Source organism: Candidatus Competibacteraceae bacterium, from assembly GCA_016713505.1.
GTDB lineage: Bacteria > Pseudomonadota > Gammaproteobacteria > Competibacterales > Competibacteraceae > Competibacter_A.
The window spans coordinates 1,002,233-1,016,996 of the sequence record JADJPA010000001.1; the positions used below are offsets into that span (position 1 = coordinate 1,002,233).

The following is a 14,764-nucleotide window of genomic DNA, read 5'->3' on the forward strand; positions in this document are numbered from 1 at the left end:
TGAGGGCCGCTGGTTTCCGCTGGCGGCGTGTTCCGTGGCGCGGTGAGGATTGTTCGGGCGTCTGAAAAACCGGCGTGATTCAACCTTTCAGCAGCGAGCGGATGGTCGAGGAGGTCGTGACCTTGCCCTCGCCGCGATAAGCCTCGTGATTGGCTTCGATGTCGTCGAGCTTGTAGAGATAGTTGACCATCATCCCCGCCGACTGCTCCATGCCCTTGGCGGAGATATCGGCCAGCCAATTCAGCCGCTCGATGCGGGCGCCGTTCGAGAGGTGAAAATGAGCCACCCGGTCGCGAGCCGTGATATCGCCGTCCCGTTTTTCCTTGGCCAGATAACGGGCGCACAATCGCTGTAAGGGCTGTTTCAAGGCTTTGGCCATCTCCGGTTTTTGGTTCCAGGCGGGGAGGTGGAGCGCGGTCTTCAGGGAAGCCGGCTCGGAGCCGGTGCCGGCCGCCGCCGCCAGCGCCTTGCGCTCCGCCGAAGACAGCCATTCCGCCTCGATATCCTTACCGGCCGCGTCGAGCGTGCTGTCCAACCAGGCGCGAAAACCGGGAATCGGCGACAGGGTCGCGAACGCCTTGAGGTTTTTGAATTCGGCGGTCAGTTCATCCACCACCCGCTTGATCAGGAAGTTGCCGAAGCTGATGCCGGATAGGCCCTCATGGGCGTTGGAAATGGAATAAAAGATAGCCGTGTCGGCTTGCTGGGGATCGACCACTGGCGCGGCTTCATCGAGCAAGGTGTGAACGTTGTCGGCGATCCCGTTGACCAGGGCGACCTGGACGATGATCAACGGTTCATCGGGCATCCGGGGGTGGAAGAAAGCAAAGCAACGCCGGTCGGAACCGAGTCGGTTTTTCAGGTCGTTCCAATCCCTGATCGGATGGACGGCTTCGTAGACGAACAGTTTTTCGAGCAGCGACGCCGGCGAATCCCACGTGATGCGCCGCAGCTCCAGGAAGCCGACATCGAACCAAGACACCAGCAGCGACAACAAATCCCGCTCCAGCGCCGCCAGCGCGGGATCGGCCTGGCGCCATTCCAGCAATTCCGCCCGTAAATCCACCAGGAAGTGAAAGCCCTCGGGCAGGGCGTTGAGTTGGGCCAGCAGGCGCAGCCGCGGCGGCTGCAAGGCTTGGCGCAGCGTGCGTTCGACCTTGGCGCGCTCCTCCGCGCTATCGCCGGCCTGCTGGAGTTTCGCCACCGCTTTGTCCACGGCCTTGCGGTTGATATCGAACTCGGTGGCGAGGATTTGCAGGAAGCGCTTGCGGCCCTTGGGGTTCAACGACAGATAAACCCGCCCCAGATTGGCGGCGCGCGAGCGGGCCGATACCTCACCGCCGCGCGCTTCCAAACAGTCGCGCATCTGAGCCTTGAGCGTCTCGACCTCTTTTTCAGGCAGGTTGGGGCTTGGGGCGTTGGAGAGCAGGCCCCCTCCCCAATCGGCCATGTCGCGCCAAGCCTCACGAAGATTTTGCATGGTGCGGTTCAACAGACTGTCACGGGTGATTTCAGGCTCGCGGGTCGTGAGTTCGGTCATACAAAAGCACCTGAGTTGGAGGGCGGCGCCAGCGATAGGCCACTAAAGCGTCGGTGTTGTCGATCCTGGAATTATAGAAAGTTGCCTCGTGCGCGGTAGGGCTTTGTTGGCTTCGCCCGCCGGGCCTCAAGACGCGGCGCGCGGGGGGCCGTCAGCTTTGCCCGACCATCTGGTCGCTGTCTTCCAGCATGATTTCCAGTTCGGCCAGCGGAACCTCCCCCAATCCCAGCATTTGTGCTTCAAGGGTGGCGGCCAGGGCGATCTGCGGGTCGCGGTGCAAGCCGATGCCGATCTTATCGCACGCTTGATCGTTCAGCCGCACGAAGGCCAACAAGCTATTGCTGGCATCATAGCTATCCTGATGATGGTCGCGCACCACCACGCAGTACTCGTCCGGTAGATTCCATTTTCTGGTCAGCAAGTAGCCCTGACCGGTGTGCATGTCGCTGTCCAGAATCTCCAAGATCAGACTTTCCAGTAACTCGAAGCCGATCGCGCCGGAAGCACGCAATTCCTCAATGATTTTCAAAAGCGCCAACTGGCCGATGTTATGCAAAAGTCCGGCCATGAAGGCGTTTTCCGCCTCACTGCGATACCCGCAACGCTCGGCGATCCATTTACAACCCATCGCCGAGGCGAAGGCGTGCCGCCACAACTTGTCCTGATAGCCCAGGAATTCGCTGCTGGCTTTCTGGTAGCTTTGGTGCAGGGCGACGGTCAGGGCCAGATGCGCGACCTGCTGGATTCCAAGCCGGATGATCGCCTTACGGATGGTGGTGATTTCCTGCAAGCCCTTGTAAAACGCCGCATTGGCGACTCGCAGGATCTGGCTGGCCAACACCTGATCTTCGACGATCATCCGCTCGAGGTCGGCGATTTTCGCGGTCTCGTCGTGCAGGGCCTGCTGGAGGCGCAGCGCGACCGGATTGAACACTGGCAGCTTGACCTCTTTAGACGCGATAAAGTTTACGATCAAGTCGTGCAGACACGGGTTGCCGGCGGTCATGGAATACCTATCAGGCGTTTGATTTCGGCCAGAGGGCGGGGCTTGTCGAGACGGGGTAGGAAGCGAAACACCTCGGCCAGGGTGGTCTCGCCCCGCGCGGCCCTGGCCAGCCCGTCCTCCAATAACGTGACCATGCCCGAGCTTTCCAGGCTGATGCGGCGGATTTCATGCGAGGTGCATTTTTGCAGGATGGCGTCCTTGACCTGAGTGTTGAGCACGAGCAATTCAAAAATACCGACGCGGCCGCGATAGCCGCTATGGCGGCACTCCGCGCAACCGCGCCCCTGTTTGAAAGCGATGCCTTCCATGTCCTGGCGTTTGTAGCCCAGACGCTGCAACTCCGTCGAATTGGGTTGGTAGGGTTCCGCGCAATGCGAACAAACCCGCCGCAACAGCCGCTGGGCCAGCACCGACACCACCGTCGAGGAAATCAAGAAGGTTTCGATGTCCATGTTCATCAACCGCAACAGGCCGCCGATGGTGTCTTCGGTATGAAAGGTGGTGAGCACCTTATGGCCGGTGAGCGCCGCTTGAATGGCCGCTTCCGCCGAATAGCGGTCGCGGATTTCGCCGAGCACGATCACGTCCGGGTCCTGGCGCATGACATAGGGCAGCGTGGTCTCGAAGGTGACGTCGATCTTGGGGTTGAGCGAGCATTGCGCGATGCCCTCGATCACGTATTCCACCGGATCTTCGACCGTGGTGATACAGCGGTCGATGCTGTTGAGATAGTTGACGCAGCTATAGAGGGTCGTGGTTTTTCCGGTGCCGGTCGGGCCGGTGATCATGACGATGCCGCTGGGCAAATCGAGCACATCGTCGTGGAACCGGCTCAAGGTCCGGGAGAACATCCCGATTTCATCGAGCGGCACCAGTTGAGCCCGGCGCAGCAGGCGCAAGACGATCTTTTCACCGTAGATGGTGACATAAACGGACACCCGAATATCGATCTGGCGGCCCGTTTTCGGGTCTTCGAAATCGATGTGGCCGTCCTGATGGTGACGCCGCTCGGCGATATCGGCTTTGGCCATGATCTTGATGCGGTTGATCAAGGTCGGCGCGATTTTTTTGTCGAGGGTTTGATAGACTCCCAGCACGCCGTCGCAGCGAAAGCGAACCCGGATCTGATCCTTCATCGGTTCGATGTGGATATCGCTGGCTTGGGCCTGCATGGCATCGAGCAGCATGGTGTTGACCAATTCGACGACCCGGACGGCTTCGTCGGTTTGGACCGCGGGCGCCAGCACCGTCTGACTGTGGCGCTTGTAGCTTTCCAGCACTTCGCGGATGGTGCGCTTGCTGGTGATCAACGGCACCAGCTCCTGGCCGAACAAGCGCGCGGCGTCATCGCGAGCGCGCGGGTCGAGGGGGTCGGCGAAGGCGATCAGCACCCGGTTTTTCTCGGTGCGGACCGGAATGAAGTGGCGTTGCAGGAACCAGTTGGGATTGCCTTTTTCCAGCAACTTGCGATCCACGTCGCCCAGTTCGAGGGCGATTTGCGGAAAGCCCAATTGATCGGCGAGCACGTCGATCAGCTTGTTTTCCTCAATGAAATGATTTTCCAGCAGGATGTCGCCCAGTTTTTTACCGCTGCCGGATTCCCGCTGCAACGCCAGGGCGGCGCGCAAATCCTGTTCCCGCAGATAACCCAGCTCCACCAGCAACGCGCCGATCCGCACTGAAATCCGATGCTTGCGCAGGGTGTTGCGCTGCTGCTCCGGGCTGACGTAACCGATTTCGTTGAGAATGCTCAGCAGCGGTTTTTCGGTGATCAGCTTGGCCCGAACCCGGATGGCGTAGGCGAGCTGCTGCTGGGTGAGTACCCCGTCCTCGACCAGAAATTTGGCGATTTCCAGGCCGCTGTCCGACGGGCGAGCGGACGTTGCCGTGGAAACCGTGGCAGCGGGCCGGTCGGACGCCTGTTGCGCGGAAGGGGTTGATGGCGCGGTATGGCTCGCGCCGGCAGCGCGAGCGGGGTCGGCGTCGCTGCCGGTTGCTTGATGTCGGTCGGGGCGTTCGGCCTGGGGTGGTGCCCCGTCCGAAGAGGTGGGCTGTGCTGGTGCGGACATGGGGTCTCTAGTCCCTTAGCAAGGCTTTAAGACGCTCGTGTTGCCGGCCGCCGGTTCACGCTTTAGAACTGATCTTCGGTCAGCGCAAGCATCGAAACACCTCCGTTCTTGATCGAAGTGCGCAAGGCGTCGACCTTGGGCAGCAGATGTTCGGCATAAAACCGGGCGGTGACCAGCTTGGCTTCGTAAAAGGAGGCATCTTGGCCGTGTTTGAGCTTCTGTTGGGCGATGTTTGCGGAGCGAGCCAACTGCCAGCCGCCGCAAACAAAACCGGCCAACATCAGATAATCGACCGAAACCGCCATCACCTCTTCGGCGGCGTGGGTTTCCAGCATCCAGTCGGTGGCGTCAGCCAGCGCGGTCACGCCGGCGCGCAGCCCGGCGCGGATCGCGGCCAGATCGTCGCCCGGTTGTTGGCTGAGTTCGTCGACGGTGGTCTCGATCTCGGCGATCAGCGCTCGCATCGTCGCGCCTCGGTCCATGTTCAATTTGCGCCCCGCCAGATCGGCGGCCTGGATGCCGGTGGTGCCTTCATAGATGGTGGTGATGCGGGAATCGCGCAAGTGCTGGCAGGTGCCGGTTTCCTCGATGAAACCCATGCCACCGTGAATTTGTACGCCCAGCGAAGCGACTTCGATTCCAGTCTCGCTCAACCAACCCTTGACCACGGGAATCAACAAATCCACCCGCGCCTGCTGGTGGCGGCGGATGTCCGGGTCGGGGTGGTGGCGCGCCAGATCCAGATACTGGGCGACCGCGTAGGCTAGGGCTCGCATCGCCTCGTTCGAGGCTTTCATGGCCATCAGCATCCGCCGCACGTCGGGATGGTGGATGATGGTGACCCGGCCGCCGCTCTTGACGCCGACCGGCCGGCCCTGCACCCGGTCCTTGGCGTATTCGCGGGCGGCCTGATAGGCGCGCTCGCCGATGGCCAGTCCTTGCAGGCCGACCTTGAAGCGCGCCTCGTTCATCATGATGAACATGTAGGCCAAGCCCTTGTTTTCCTCGCCGATCAGATAGCCGATCGCGCCGTCTTTATCGCCGAAAGCCATCACGCAGGTCGGGCTGGCGTGAATGCCCATTTTGTGTTCGAGCGAAACGGCGTGCACATCGTTGCGCGCGCCGAGCGAGCCGTCGGGGTTGACCAGGAATTTGGGCACGATGAACAGCGAAATGCCCTTGACCCCTTCTGGAGCGTCGGGGGTACGGGCCAGCACCAGATGGATGGTGTTGGCCGTCATGTTGTGCTCGCCCCAGGTGATGAAGATTTTCTGGCCGAAAATCCGGTAATGATCGCCTTCGGGCACCGCGCGGGCGCGCACCGCTGACAGATCGGAACCGGCTTGCGATTCGGTCAGGTTCATGGTGCCGGTCCACTCGCCGCTGGTCATCTTCGGCAGAAAAGTGGCTTTTTGTTGGTCCGAGCCGACGTGGCTGATCGCCTCGATCGCGCCGGAGGTCAGCAGCGGACACAGCGCGAAGGACATGTTGGCGGAATTCCACATTTCCTCGGTGGCGGTGTTCAAAAGCTCCGGCAAACCCTGGCCGCCGTATTCGACCGGGCAGCCGATGCCGTTCCAGCCGCCCTCGATGAATTTTTGATAGGCTCCGGCGAAGCCGTCGGCCGGCACGACGCCCTCCGGGCCGATCTTGACGCCTTGCACGTCGCCGGAATGGTTGAGCGGGGCCAGCACCCCGGAGGCCAGCTTGGCCGCTTCTTCCAAAACGGCTTCGGTCAGTTCCGGGCCGACGTCCTGGTCGGCGTAAACCGGCAAGGCGGCGACTTCGGCCAAGCCGGCCACTTCGTTGATGACGAACTGCATGTCGCGGGTCGGAGCGGAATAGGCGGTCACGGACATCTCCTGGAAAGGCGCGCACTACGAGGTCAAGGCGCGCGGCGCCTCGCGCGCGTCCGACCCTCAAGGCGCGAGTCGTGGCGCGGCGGGCGGCGCGGAGTCAACAGCGAAACGGTCAGCCGGCGGCTTTTAATTTGTCCAGCTCCTGGGCCATTTCGGGCATGGCGACGAACAAATCGGCGACCAGGCCGTAATCGGCCACCTGAAAGATCGGCGCTTCCTCGTCCTTGTTGATCGCGGCGATCACCTTGCTGTCTTTCATGCCGGCCAAATGCTGGATCGCGCCGGAAATGCCGACGGCGATGTACAGCTCGGGCGCGACCACTTTGCCGGTCTGGCCGACCTGATAGTCGTTGGGGACGAAGCCGGCGTCCACGGCCGCGCGGGAGGCGCCCACCGCCGCGCCGAGCTTGTCGGCGACCGCTTCCAGCAGCTTGAAGTTCTCGCCGTTGCCCATGCCGCGCCCGCCGGAAACGATGATCTTGGCGGCGGTCAATTCCGGCCGATCGGATTTGGTCAGCTGCTGGCCGACGAAACTCGATAGCCCGGCATCGGCGGCGGCGGTGACGGTTTCGACGGCGGCCGAACCGCCCGCGGCGGCGGCGGCCGGAAAGGCGGTGCCGCGTACGGTGATGGCCTTGACCGCGTCCCTGGATTGCACCGTGGCCAGCACGTTGCCGGCATAGATCGGCCGCACGAAGGTATCGGCGCTTTCCACCTTGATGATGTCGGAGATTTGCGCCACGTCCAATAAGGCGGCCACCCGCGGCATGACGTTCTTGCCGGCGGCGGTGGCGGGGGCGAGGATGTGGCTGTGACCGCCGGCGAGGCCGACCACCAGCGCGGCCACGTTTTCGGCCAACTGGTTGGCGTAATGGGGCGCGTCGGCGTGCAGCACTTTCTTGACGCCGGCGACCTTGGCGGCGGCCTGGGCGACCGCGCCGCAGTTGTGGCCGGCCACCAGGACAGCGATATCGCCGCCGAGTTGCGAAGCGGCGGTGACGGTGTTCAGGGTTGCCGCCTTGAGCGCGGCGTTATCGTGTTCGGCGATGACCAGGATGCTCATGGTGCGGTATCCGTGACGTTAGATGACGTGGGCTTCTTTGTGCAGTTTGTCGACCAAGGCGGCGACGGTGTCGACCTTGATGCCGGCTTGGCGCTTGGGGGGTTCTTGCACTTTCAACGTGGTCAGACGCGGGGCGACATCCACACCCAGATCGGCGGGCTTGAGCGTATCCAGCGGTTTTTTCTTCGCTTTCATGATGTTGGGCAACTTGACGAAACGCGGCTCGTTCAAGCGCAGGTCGGTGGTGACCACCGCTGGCAGTTTCAGCGCCACGGTTTCCAGGCCGCCGTCGACCTCGCGGGTGACGTTGGTTGTGCCGGCGTCGACCTCGACCTTGGAGGCGAAGGTGCCTTGCGCCCAACCCAACAAGGCCGCCAACATCTGACCGGTCTGATTGGCGTCGTCGTCGATGGCTTGCTTGCCCAGGATCACCAGATCGGGTTGTTCTTTATCGACCACGGCCTTGAGCAGCTTGGCGACCGCCAGCGGTTGCAGTTCGGCGTCGGTTTCCACCAGAATACCCCGGTCGGCGCCCATGGCCAATGCGGTTCTGAGGGTATCCTGACAAGCGGCTACGCCTAAAGAAACCGCCACGATTTCCTGGGCTTTGCCCGCTTCCTGCAAGCGTACGGCTTCTTCCACGGCGATCTCGTCGAACGGGTTCATGGCCATTTTGACGTTGGCGGTTTCCACGCCGGAACCATCGGCTTTTGCTCGAACCTTGACGTTGTAGTCAACGACCCGTTTTACGGCGACTAGTATTTTCATTGTTCACCTTTGCATGGGAGTGGTCGCGTATTGAAATGCATTGTCAGCGTGCGCCGGGAGGCAACGATTGCCCGGTCTTGCGCCCTCAGTATATTACAGGCTGGGCGATTCAGCCTGCGGCGAGGGAACGGGACGGTGGCTTCTGGACGAGACCGGCTCCCGATCCGCTCGATTATACTTGGTCAAGTTATGGTATTTAGTCCCTATCGGTGATGCAATTCATTTATCGATGCCGCTGGCGAACCCGCGCCGTTTGCTCGGAGGGGGGATTTCAGGCGTCCGACACGCTTCATAATGGTTTGAGGAGGGAACGTGATGATTGGTGCAGCGACTTTCAAGGCGCTGGTGCTGAACCAGCAAGGGGGTCGGACCGTGGCCGAGCTGACCACGTTGCGCGATGCCGACCTCCCGCCCGAAGAAGTATTGGTCGCCGTGGATTACTCCTCGCTCAATTATAAGGACGGTCTTGCGGTGACCGGCAAGGGCAAGATCGTGCGCCGGTTTCCGCTGGTGCCCGGCATCGATCTGGCCGGGACGGTGCTGGAGTCGGCGGCGCCGGCTTATCGGCCGGGCGATCGGGTGGTGCTGACCGGCTGGGGAGTGGGCGAAAGCTACTGGGGCGGTTATGCGCAGCGGGCGCGGGTCAGACCGGAGTGGCTGGTGCCGCTGCCCGAGCGGCTGGACAGCCGCCGGGCCATGGCCATCGGCACGGCGGGTTTTACCGCCATGTTGTCGGTGCTGGCTTTGGAGCAGGCCGGCATCAATCCTGATAAGAATAAACCCGTGCTGGTGACTGGCGCCAGCGGCGGCGTCGGCAGCGTGGCGGTGGCGCTCTTGTCGCACTTGGGCTATCGGGTCGCCGCGCTGACGGGCCGTCCAGAAAATGAAGCCTTCTTGCACGAAATGGGCGCGGATGAGGTGATCGGCCGCCAGCAAATGGATCAATCGTGCCGGCCGCTGGAAACCCAGCGCTGGTCCGGGGTCATCGATACAGTGGGTGGTCGGATCTTGGCGCGCGCGCTGGCGGAAACCGATTGCGGCGGCGCGGTGGCCGCCTGCGGCTTGGCGGGCGGCGTCGAGCTGTCCACCACCGTCATGCCGTTCATCCTGCGCGGGGTGAAATTGCTCGGGGTCGATTCGGTGTTGTGTCCGCCCGAACCGCGCCGCAAGGCCTGGAAACGGCTGGCGCGCGATCTGCCTGGGGCGACGCTGGATCGTGCGACCCAAGTGGTGGCGCTGGCGGAAGTGCCCCGCTTGGCGGAAGCGATCATGGCCGGCCAAGTACGGGGACGGGTGGTGGTCGATCCGAACGCCTGAAGCTTGCGGCGGTATTTCCCACTACAGCGCTCGGTCGTGTAGGCTATCTGGCACTCGCGTTCAGCAGCGGCTTTAGACCACCTCAACCGGAGAAAGGCATGTACTCGACGCACGAAGGCCACAACGACAGCATTCATGGGTATTATCTGGAAGATTTGAAGGTCGGTATGAGCGCGTCTCACGCCAAGACCGTCACCGAAACCGACGTGGTGATGTTCGCCGGCCTGACCGGCGACAACAATCCCGTCCATTGCAATGAGGAATTCGCCGCGCAGACGCGCTTCAAGGGCCGCATCGCGCACGGCATGTTCTGCGCCGGCCTGATTTCCTGCGTGGCGGGCACTCGCTTGCCCGGACCGGGCGCGGTGTACGTGGACCAACAGTTGCGTTTCACGGCCCCGGTGCGGATCGGCGATACCGTCACCGCCGTTTGTACGATCCAGGACATCAATTCGGAGCGGCGGCGGGTGGTGATGAAGACGGTCTGCACCGTCCAGGACCACGTCGTGGTCGAGGGCAGCGCGACCTTTTTGGTGAGCCGCCGCGCTTCTTGAGCCAGCTCGGCGAGCGGCTCGATCCGTCGGCCCGAGCGTCGCCGACGCTCACTCTTCCATCATGACCCGAAAGCCGGTCATCGCGTCGCGATAGTCGGGCTTGCGAGATTGGCGCTTGGCCGAGCGCAAATCGCCGGGTCCGTTGTTCCAAGAACCACCGCGGAGCACGCGCAGGCCCTCGTTGGCGCGTTTGTCCGAACAACCCTGCTCTTGACCGCCGTAACTGGGATCGTATTCCGAACAGGTCCATTCCCAGGCATTGCCGGCGACATCAAACAGGCCCAGGTTGTTGGGCTGGTAGCTGCCGACCGGCGCCGTCACCGCCTGGCGGTCGTCCAGACTGCCGACCGACGCCCCGGACGGGTCGTTGCGGTCGGAGAAGTTGGCGTAACGGGGATCGATGTCGTTGCCCCAATAATAACGGGTGGTGGTGCCGGCGCGGGCGGCGTATTCCCATTCCGCCTCGGTGGGCAAGCGGAAGCGTTTGCCGTTACCGACTTCCCAGGACAGCCATTCGACAAACGCTTTCGCACTGGCCCAATTCAGATTGACGGCGGGCTGCGCGTCGCGATTCAGGGGGCGTCCTTGATAGGCCCCGCTGTCGTGGTCGGGTTTGAAGCGACGGAATTGGGCGTTGCTGATCTCCGTGGCGCCGATCCAGAAGCCCTTGACGCAGACTTGATGGGAGTTTTCATCGCCCCCGCGATCCCGCTCGCTGCTCGGACTGCCCATGTTGAAGCAGCCTGCTTCGACCCAGGTCAGTTGCACGCCGGTCTTGGGCTCGGTCTGGACTTTGGAGCGGACGCCCGGCTGTTGGGCGGCGAGCAGTTCGGTCCGCACCGTCGCCACATCCGCGTGGTTGGGATTCAGCGCGGCCGCGCGCTCCAGATTGCTTTGGGCCGCCGCCCAATCCTTGGTGGCGATGGCGCTGCGCGATTGCCCCAGATAGCGCGCGAACTCCTGATCGCGTTGCCGGGCTTCTTCCTGGGCGATGCGGGCGTTGTCTTCTTCCTGGCGCTGCTGTTGAGTCTGCTGGGCCGCCGCCGCCGCCTGTCGCTGCTGTTCCTGGAGGGCGTGGTAATACTCATAGCCGAGCAGCCCGATGCCCGACAGGCCGGAGATGGCGAATACCATCATCAGAATCCAGCGCCAGTTGATCTGGGTGCGGGAGCTGTAGCTGATGGCGTCCAGACCCGGTTCGGCGGATAGCCCATCGTCCGCCGCACCGGGTCTGTAGCGCTCGTCCTCGCGGCGGGTGAGCGATGGGGGTGTGGCGCCGGGCGCGGCCGTTGGCGCAAATTCGGAGGGCGAGCTTTTGGCGGCCCGATTCGATGAGGCTTTCCTTAAATGCTCCACCGCCGATTGGGGCGGGCGGTTGAGCAAGGTCGGCATAGGCCCGGATTGGGACGGAGCGAGCGGTCGCGCCGTGCGGCCGCCCTCGGGGGAAGGGCTGGCGGCTCGCGGGTCGGAGCCGCCCGGTTTTTCCCAGACCTTGTCGTCCAACAAAGGGATGGATTCCCTGGGCTTCGCGCCTTGCAAGCCTTCCGCGCCGAAAGGTGGAGGGTTGTGGCTGTCAAAATCGGTCAGCGTCCAGCTGGAGATTTTATCGCCGGACACCGGCGGGCCGTCGTTCGGACGCTGGTAGGGAATCGAGGGTGGCGTGGGCGTTCCAACTGCTTTATTAGTGGGTTTGGAGCGGCGCTCCAGTCGGCTGGTGTCGCTCCAGGGATCGTCGTCGGGCAGCGTCAACGGTTTCGAAAGGACGGGCGGGCGGCCGAGGGGCGATCCGCCGTTGAGCGGCGATAGTTCCAGCAACTCGGGTTGCAGCTGCGGCACCTGGGAAAAATCGGGGCGGTCGTTGGATCGATCGGCGACCCGCAGGGCATCGCGCATGTCGGCGACGGTCTGAAAGCGTTCTTCGGGGCGGACGGCCAAGGCGCGGTCGGCCACTCGCAGCAGCGCGCGCGAATACAATCCGGCCCCGCATTCCACGGCGGGCTGCACCGGATCCTTGAGGACCCGCCCCGGCGCTTCGATGGGCGGCGCGCCGGTGATGCAGCGATACAAGACGGCGCCGAGCGCGTAAATATCGGTCCAGGGTCCGTAATCCTCACCGACCGTGACGTATTGTTCGATGGGTGAATAGCCGGGCGTCACCACGCTGGTGACACTGCGGGTGCGCCGGCCCAGGGCTTGGCGGGCGGCGCCGAAATCGATCAGCATGACCCGGGTGTCGGAACTGCGGATATAGAGATTGCTGGGCTTGAGGTCGCGATGCAGGTAGCCCTGGCCGTGGACCGCTTCCAAGGCTGGCATCACGTCATCGAGCAGGTGGCGCAATTCAGATTCGGGCAGGATGCCACCCCGCTGCAACAGGGCGCTTAAGGATTCGCCGTCTTCGTATTCCATGACGATGTAGGCGGAGCCGTTGGCGGTGAAATAATCCCGCACCCGCACCACGCACGGGTGGTTGATCTGCACCAGAATCTTGGCTTCGTCCAGAAACCGTTGCAGGCCCCAGTCGTAACAGGCCGGCTCGCCGCTGCGGGCGGGAATCTGACCTTGCGCGTTGGCGCGCACCGTGGTGCCGTTGTGATCGCGATAGGCCCATTCGGCCGGGAAATATTCCTTGATGGCGACCTGATTTTCGAGCGCCTCGTGAATGGCTCGGTAGGTGATGCCAAACCCGCCGGCGCCGAGGACTTTTTCAATCTGATAGCGATGGAGGTTGAAGCCCTTCGGCAGCGCGTTGGTTTCGTCGGTCATCTGGCTTCCCTTTCAGTCGTTGGGCGCGAGTTCGGGCTTGAGCGCGGCGGTGAAGGTCGAAGGTTAGCGGCGGTCGCCGTGAAACAGCGAGGCGAAACTGGCGGAAACCCGGCGCAGCCAATGCTCGGAGGCAACCGTCGTGCCAGCACCGGCGCGCAGCAGGATCAAGGTCGCGTTGTCGGCGATTTTCCCCCCGCGGCGGGCTGCTTGGTCGGCCAGGGCGCGGGCGGCGGCGGCGGGACCGTGAACTTGGGTGGTTTCCCACAGCTCGGGTTCGGTCACATATTCCCAGACCCCATCCGAACACAGCGCCAGCAAATCACCGTCTTGGACGGCAAGCTGGCCGCTGTCCGGCTTGGGCGTTTCCGCGCCGCCCAGACACCGGTAAAGCCGGTTCTGCGCCGGATGGCTCGCCATGTCGGATTCGTCGATTTCTCCCAGATCCATCAACAATTGTACGGCCGAATGGTCGCGGGTTCGCATCAGGCGCTGGCCGTGCCGGAAATGGTACAGCCGGCTGTCGCCGATATTCAACCAGTGCGCCTGAGACCGGTCGAGCCAGACCGTCACCACGGTGCTGCGCGCGGTTTCCGAGCGGGCGTTGATGGCCTCGTGCATCCGCTGGCACAATCGTTCGAGCGCGTCCGCCGGCTCGGCGCGTAGCGACTCCGACGAGTTCTGGGCGAAGTCGCGGGCGACATCGACCACGATCTGCGCCCCCAGGGCGCCATCGAGATGACCGCCCATGCCGTCCGCGACGAGAGCCAGCAACCCTGTCTGGTCGGGGCTCTGAAAAATACCCCAGCGATCCTGTTGTTCTTGACGCCCGCCTTGCTGGCTGGCGGCCCCTTGATCCCAGCCGGGGGCAAGATGCGGTTCGCGAGCGCTCATGTCGCCCCTCCCCGCTGCTCGGCGGCGACGGGAGCGCGCAACCGATGCGTTCGGGGGGCAATCCGAGCGGTGGTAGGGCAGGTGGCGCGAGAAAATCGCCCGGACATGAAAGTCTCCTTAATAGCACGTTCGCGGGGAGCGACAAAACGACCCAACCGTCATGGCTGATCCACCGGTCAGGCGCCATGACCAACCCAGTCCATCGGCCGGCAGGGGCGTGGCTCGCGGCGTCTTGCCGCCGGTCGGGTCACGGCGCATTCCATCTAGCATACGAACCATCGTTGCCGCGGGCAAGTCGGCGCGACAGGGTTTGGGGCTCGCCTACAACAGTTTAAGCACTTCTCCGGCGTGGTTGGCGCAATCGGGTTTGTCGATGATATGGGCGATATGGCCGCTTTCATCGATGATGTAGGTCATCCGGTTGGCAATACCTAGCAAGTTTCTTGCCGCTCCCATCAAGCCGTCACCCGCGGCACCATAGGCTTGGGTGACGGTGGAATCGGTATCGGCGATCAGGGGGAAGCTTAGGTGGTATTTTTTCGTGAAGCGTTGGTGTGAGGCGACATCCTGGGTGGACACGCCGAGAATGTCCGCACCCTTGTCGCGGATGGCCTGATGGTGGTCGCGCAGGGAACAGGCTTGCTGGGTGCAGCCTGGCGTATCATCCATCGGATAAAAGTAAAGCACCAATTTTGTGCCGAAATAATCGGACAGTTTGACGGAGCTGCCATCGGTCGTGGTAGCGCTGAACAGCGGGGCGGGGTCACCAATTTTCAATTTCATTATTTTGCGCTCGCGGGTAAGGTATAGGATGGATTTCGGGTGGTTTTGAAAAGTTTAGGACAAATTGACCGTTGGGGTCAGCGCGTGAATCGGCCGGAGCGGGCGGGCGCTTTGAGGTGATGCCTTGGAGCGTCTGTCTCGGTATTTG

Annotated in this window: 11 protein-coding genes; 2 read left to right on the top strand and 9 right to left on the bottom strand. The window is 62.8% G+C overall.

The features are described 5' to 3' along the window. Positions 1 to 79: 79 nt before the first annotated feature. The 6 genes from IPK09_04630 to IPK09_04655 all read right to left on the bottom strand — a co-directional run bounded on the left by IPK09_04630 (position 80) and on the right by IPK09_04655 (position 8,305). Positions 80 to 1,540 (bottom strand): malonyl-CoA decarboxylase, encoded by a 1,461-nt coding sequence (locus tag IPK09_04630; protein MBK7982903.1) that lies wholly within the window; start codon positions 1,538 to 1,540, stop codon positions 80 to 82. Positions 1,541 to 1,691: 151 nt separating this feature from the next. Then, positions 1,692 to 2,546 carry an HDOD domain-containing protein gene (locus tag IPK09_04635; protein MBK7982904.1) on the bottom strand — a complete coding sequence of 285 codons (855 nt, stop codon included), beginning with the start codon at positions 2,544 to 2,546 and terminating at the stop codon, positions 1,692 to 1,694. After that, positions 2,543 to 4,615 carry a Flp pilus assembly complex ATPase component TadA gene (gene tadA / locus IPK09_04640; GenBank protein ID MBK7982905.1) on the bottom strand — a complete coding sequence of 691 codons (2,073 nt, stop codon included), beginning with the start codon at positions 4,613 to 4,615 and terminating at the stop codon, positions 2,543 to 2,545. Before tadA ends, IPK09_04635 begins: the two co-directional genes overlap by 4 nt. 62 nt (positions 4,616 to 4,677) lie before the next feature. Beyond that, on the bottom strand, positions 4,678 to 6,474 hold the full coding sequence (locus IPK09_04645; protein ID MBK7982906.1) for an acyl-CoA dehydrogenase: 1,797 nt from the start codon (positions 6,472 to 6,474) through the stop codon (positions 4,678 to 4,680). Between the two features lie 112 nt (positions 6,475 to 6,586). Further along, a complete protein-coding gene (locus tag IPK09_04650; protein ID MBK7982907.1) occupies positions 6,587 to 7,537 on the bottom strand; it encodes an electron transfer flavoprotein subunit alpha/FixB family protein in 951 nt (316 codons plus the stop codon). An 18-nt stretch (positions 7,538 to 7,555) separates the two neighbouring features. Further along, positions 7,556 to 8,305: an electron transfer flavoprotein subunit beta/FixA family protein gene (locus IPK09_04655; GenBank protein ID MBK7982908.1), complete on the bottom strand. Its 750-nt coding sequence runs from the start codon at positions 8,303 to 8,305 to the stop codon at positions 7,556 to 7,558. A 315-nt stretch (positions 8,306 to 8,620) separates the two neighbouring features. On the opposite strand from IPK09_04655, the gene IPK09_04660 reads away from it, so the two are divergent. Together IPK09_04660 and IPK09_04665 are read left to right on the top strand one after the other, a co-directional pair. After that, a complete protein-coding gene (locus tag IPK09_04660; protein ID MBK7982909.1) occupies positions 8,621 to 9,622 on the top strand; it encodes an oxidoreductase in 1,002 nt (333 codons plus the stop codon). A 98-nt stretch (positions 9,623 to 9,720) separates the two neighbouring features. Beyond that, positions 9,721 to 10,176, top strand: coding sequence for a MaoC family dehydratase (locus IPK09_04665; GenBank protein MBK7982910.1), 456 nt, complete (start codon positions 9,721 to 9,723; stop codon positions 10,174 to 10,176). Positions 10,177 to 10,224: 48 nt separating this feature from the next. Here IPK09_04665 and IPK09_04670 read toward each other — a convergent pair whose 3' ends face one another. The 3 genes from IPK09_04670 to IPK09_04680 all read right to left on the bottom strand — a co-directional run bounded on the left by IPK09_04670 (position 10,225) and on the right by IPK09_04680 (position 14,616). Then, the gene (locus tag IPK09_04670) at positions 10,225 to 12,942 is read right to left on the bottom strand and encodes an SUMF1/EgtB/PvdO family nonheme iron enzyme (protein MBK7982911.1); all 2,718 of its coding nucleotides are present in this window, start codon (positions 12,940 to 12,942) and stop codon (positions 10,225 to 10,227) included. A gap of 63 nt (positions 12,943 to 13,005) precedes the next feature. After that, positions 13,006 to 13,833 (bottom strand): serine/threonine-protein phosphatase, encoded by an 828-nt coding sequence (locus IPK09_04675; protein ID MBK7982912.1) that lies wholly within the window; start codon positions 13,831 to 13,833, stop codon positions 13,006 to 13,008. A gap of 321 nt (positions 13,834 to 14,154) precedes the next feature. Next, entirely contained in the window at positions 14,155 to 14,616 is a 462-nt protein-coding gene (locus IPK09_04680) for a peroxiredoxin (GenBank protein MBK7982913.1), read from the bottom strand. Positions 14,617 to 14,764 lie beyond the last annotated feature (148 nt).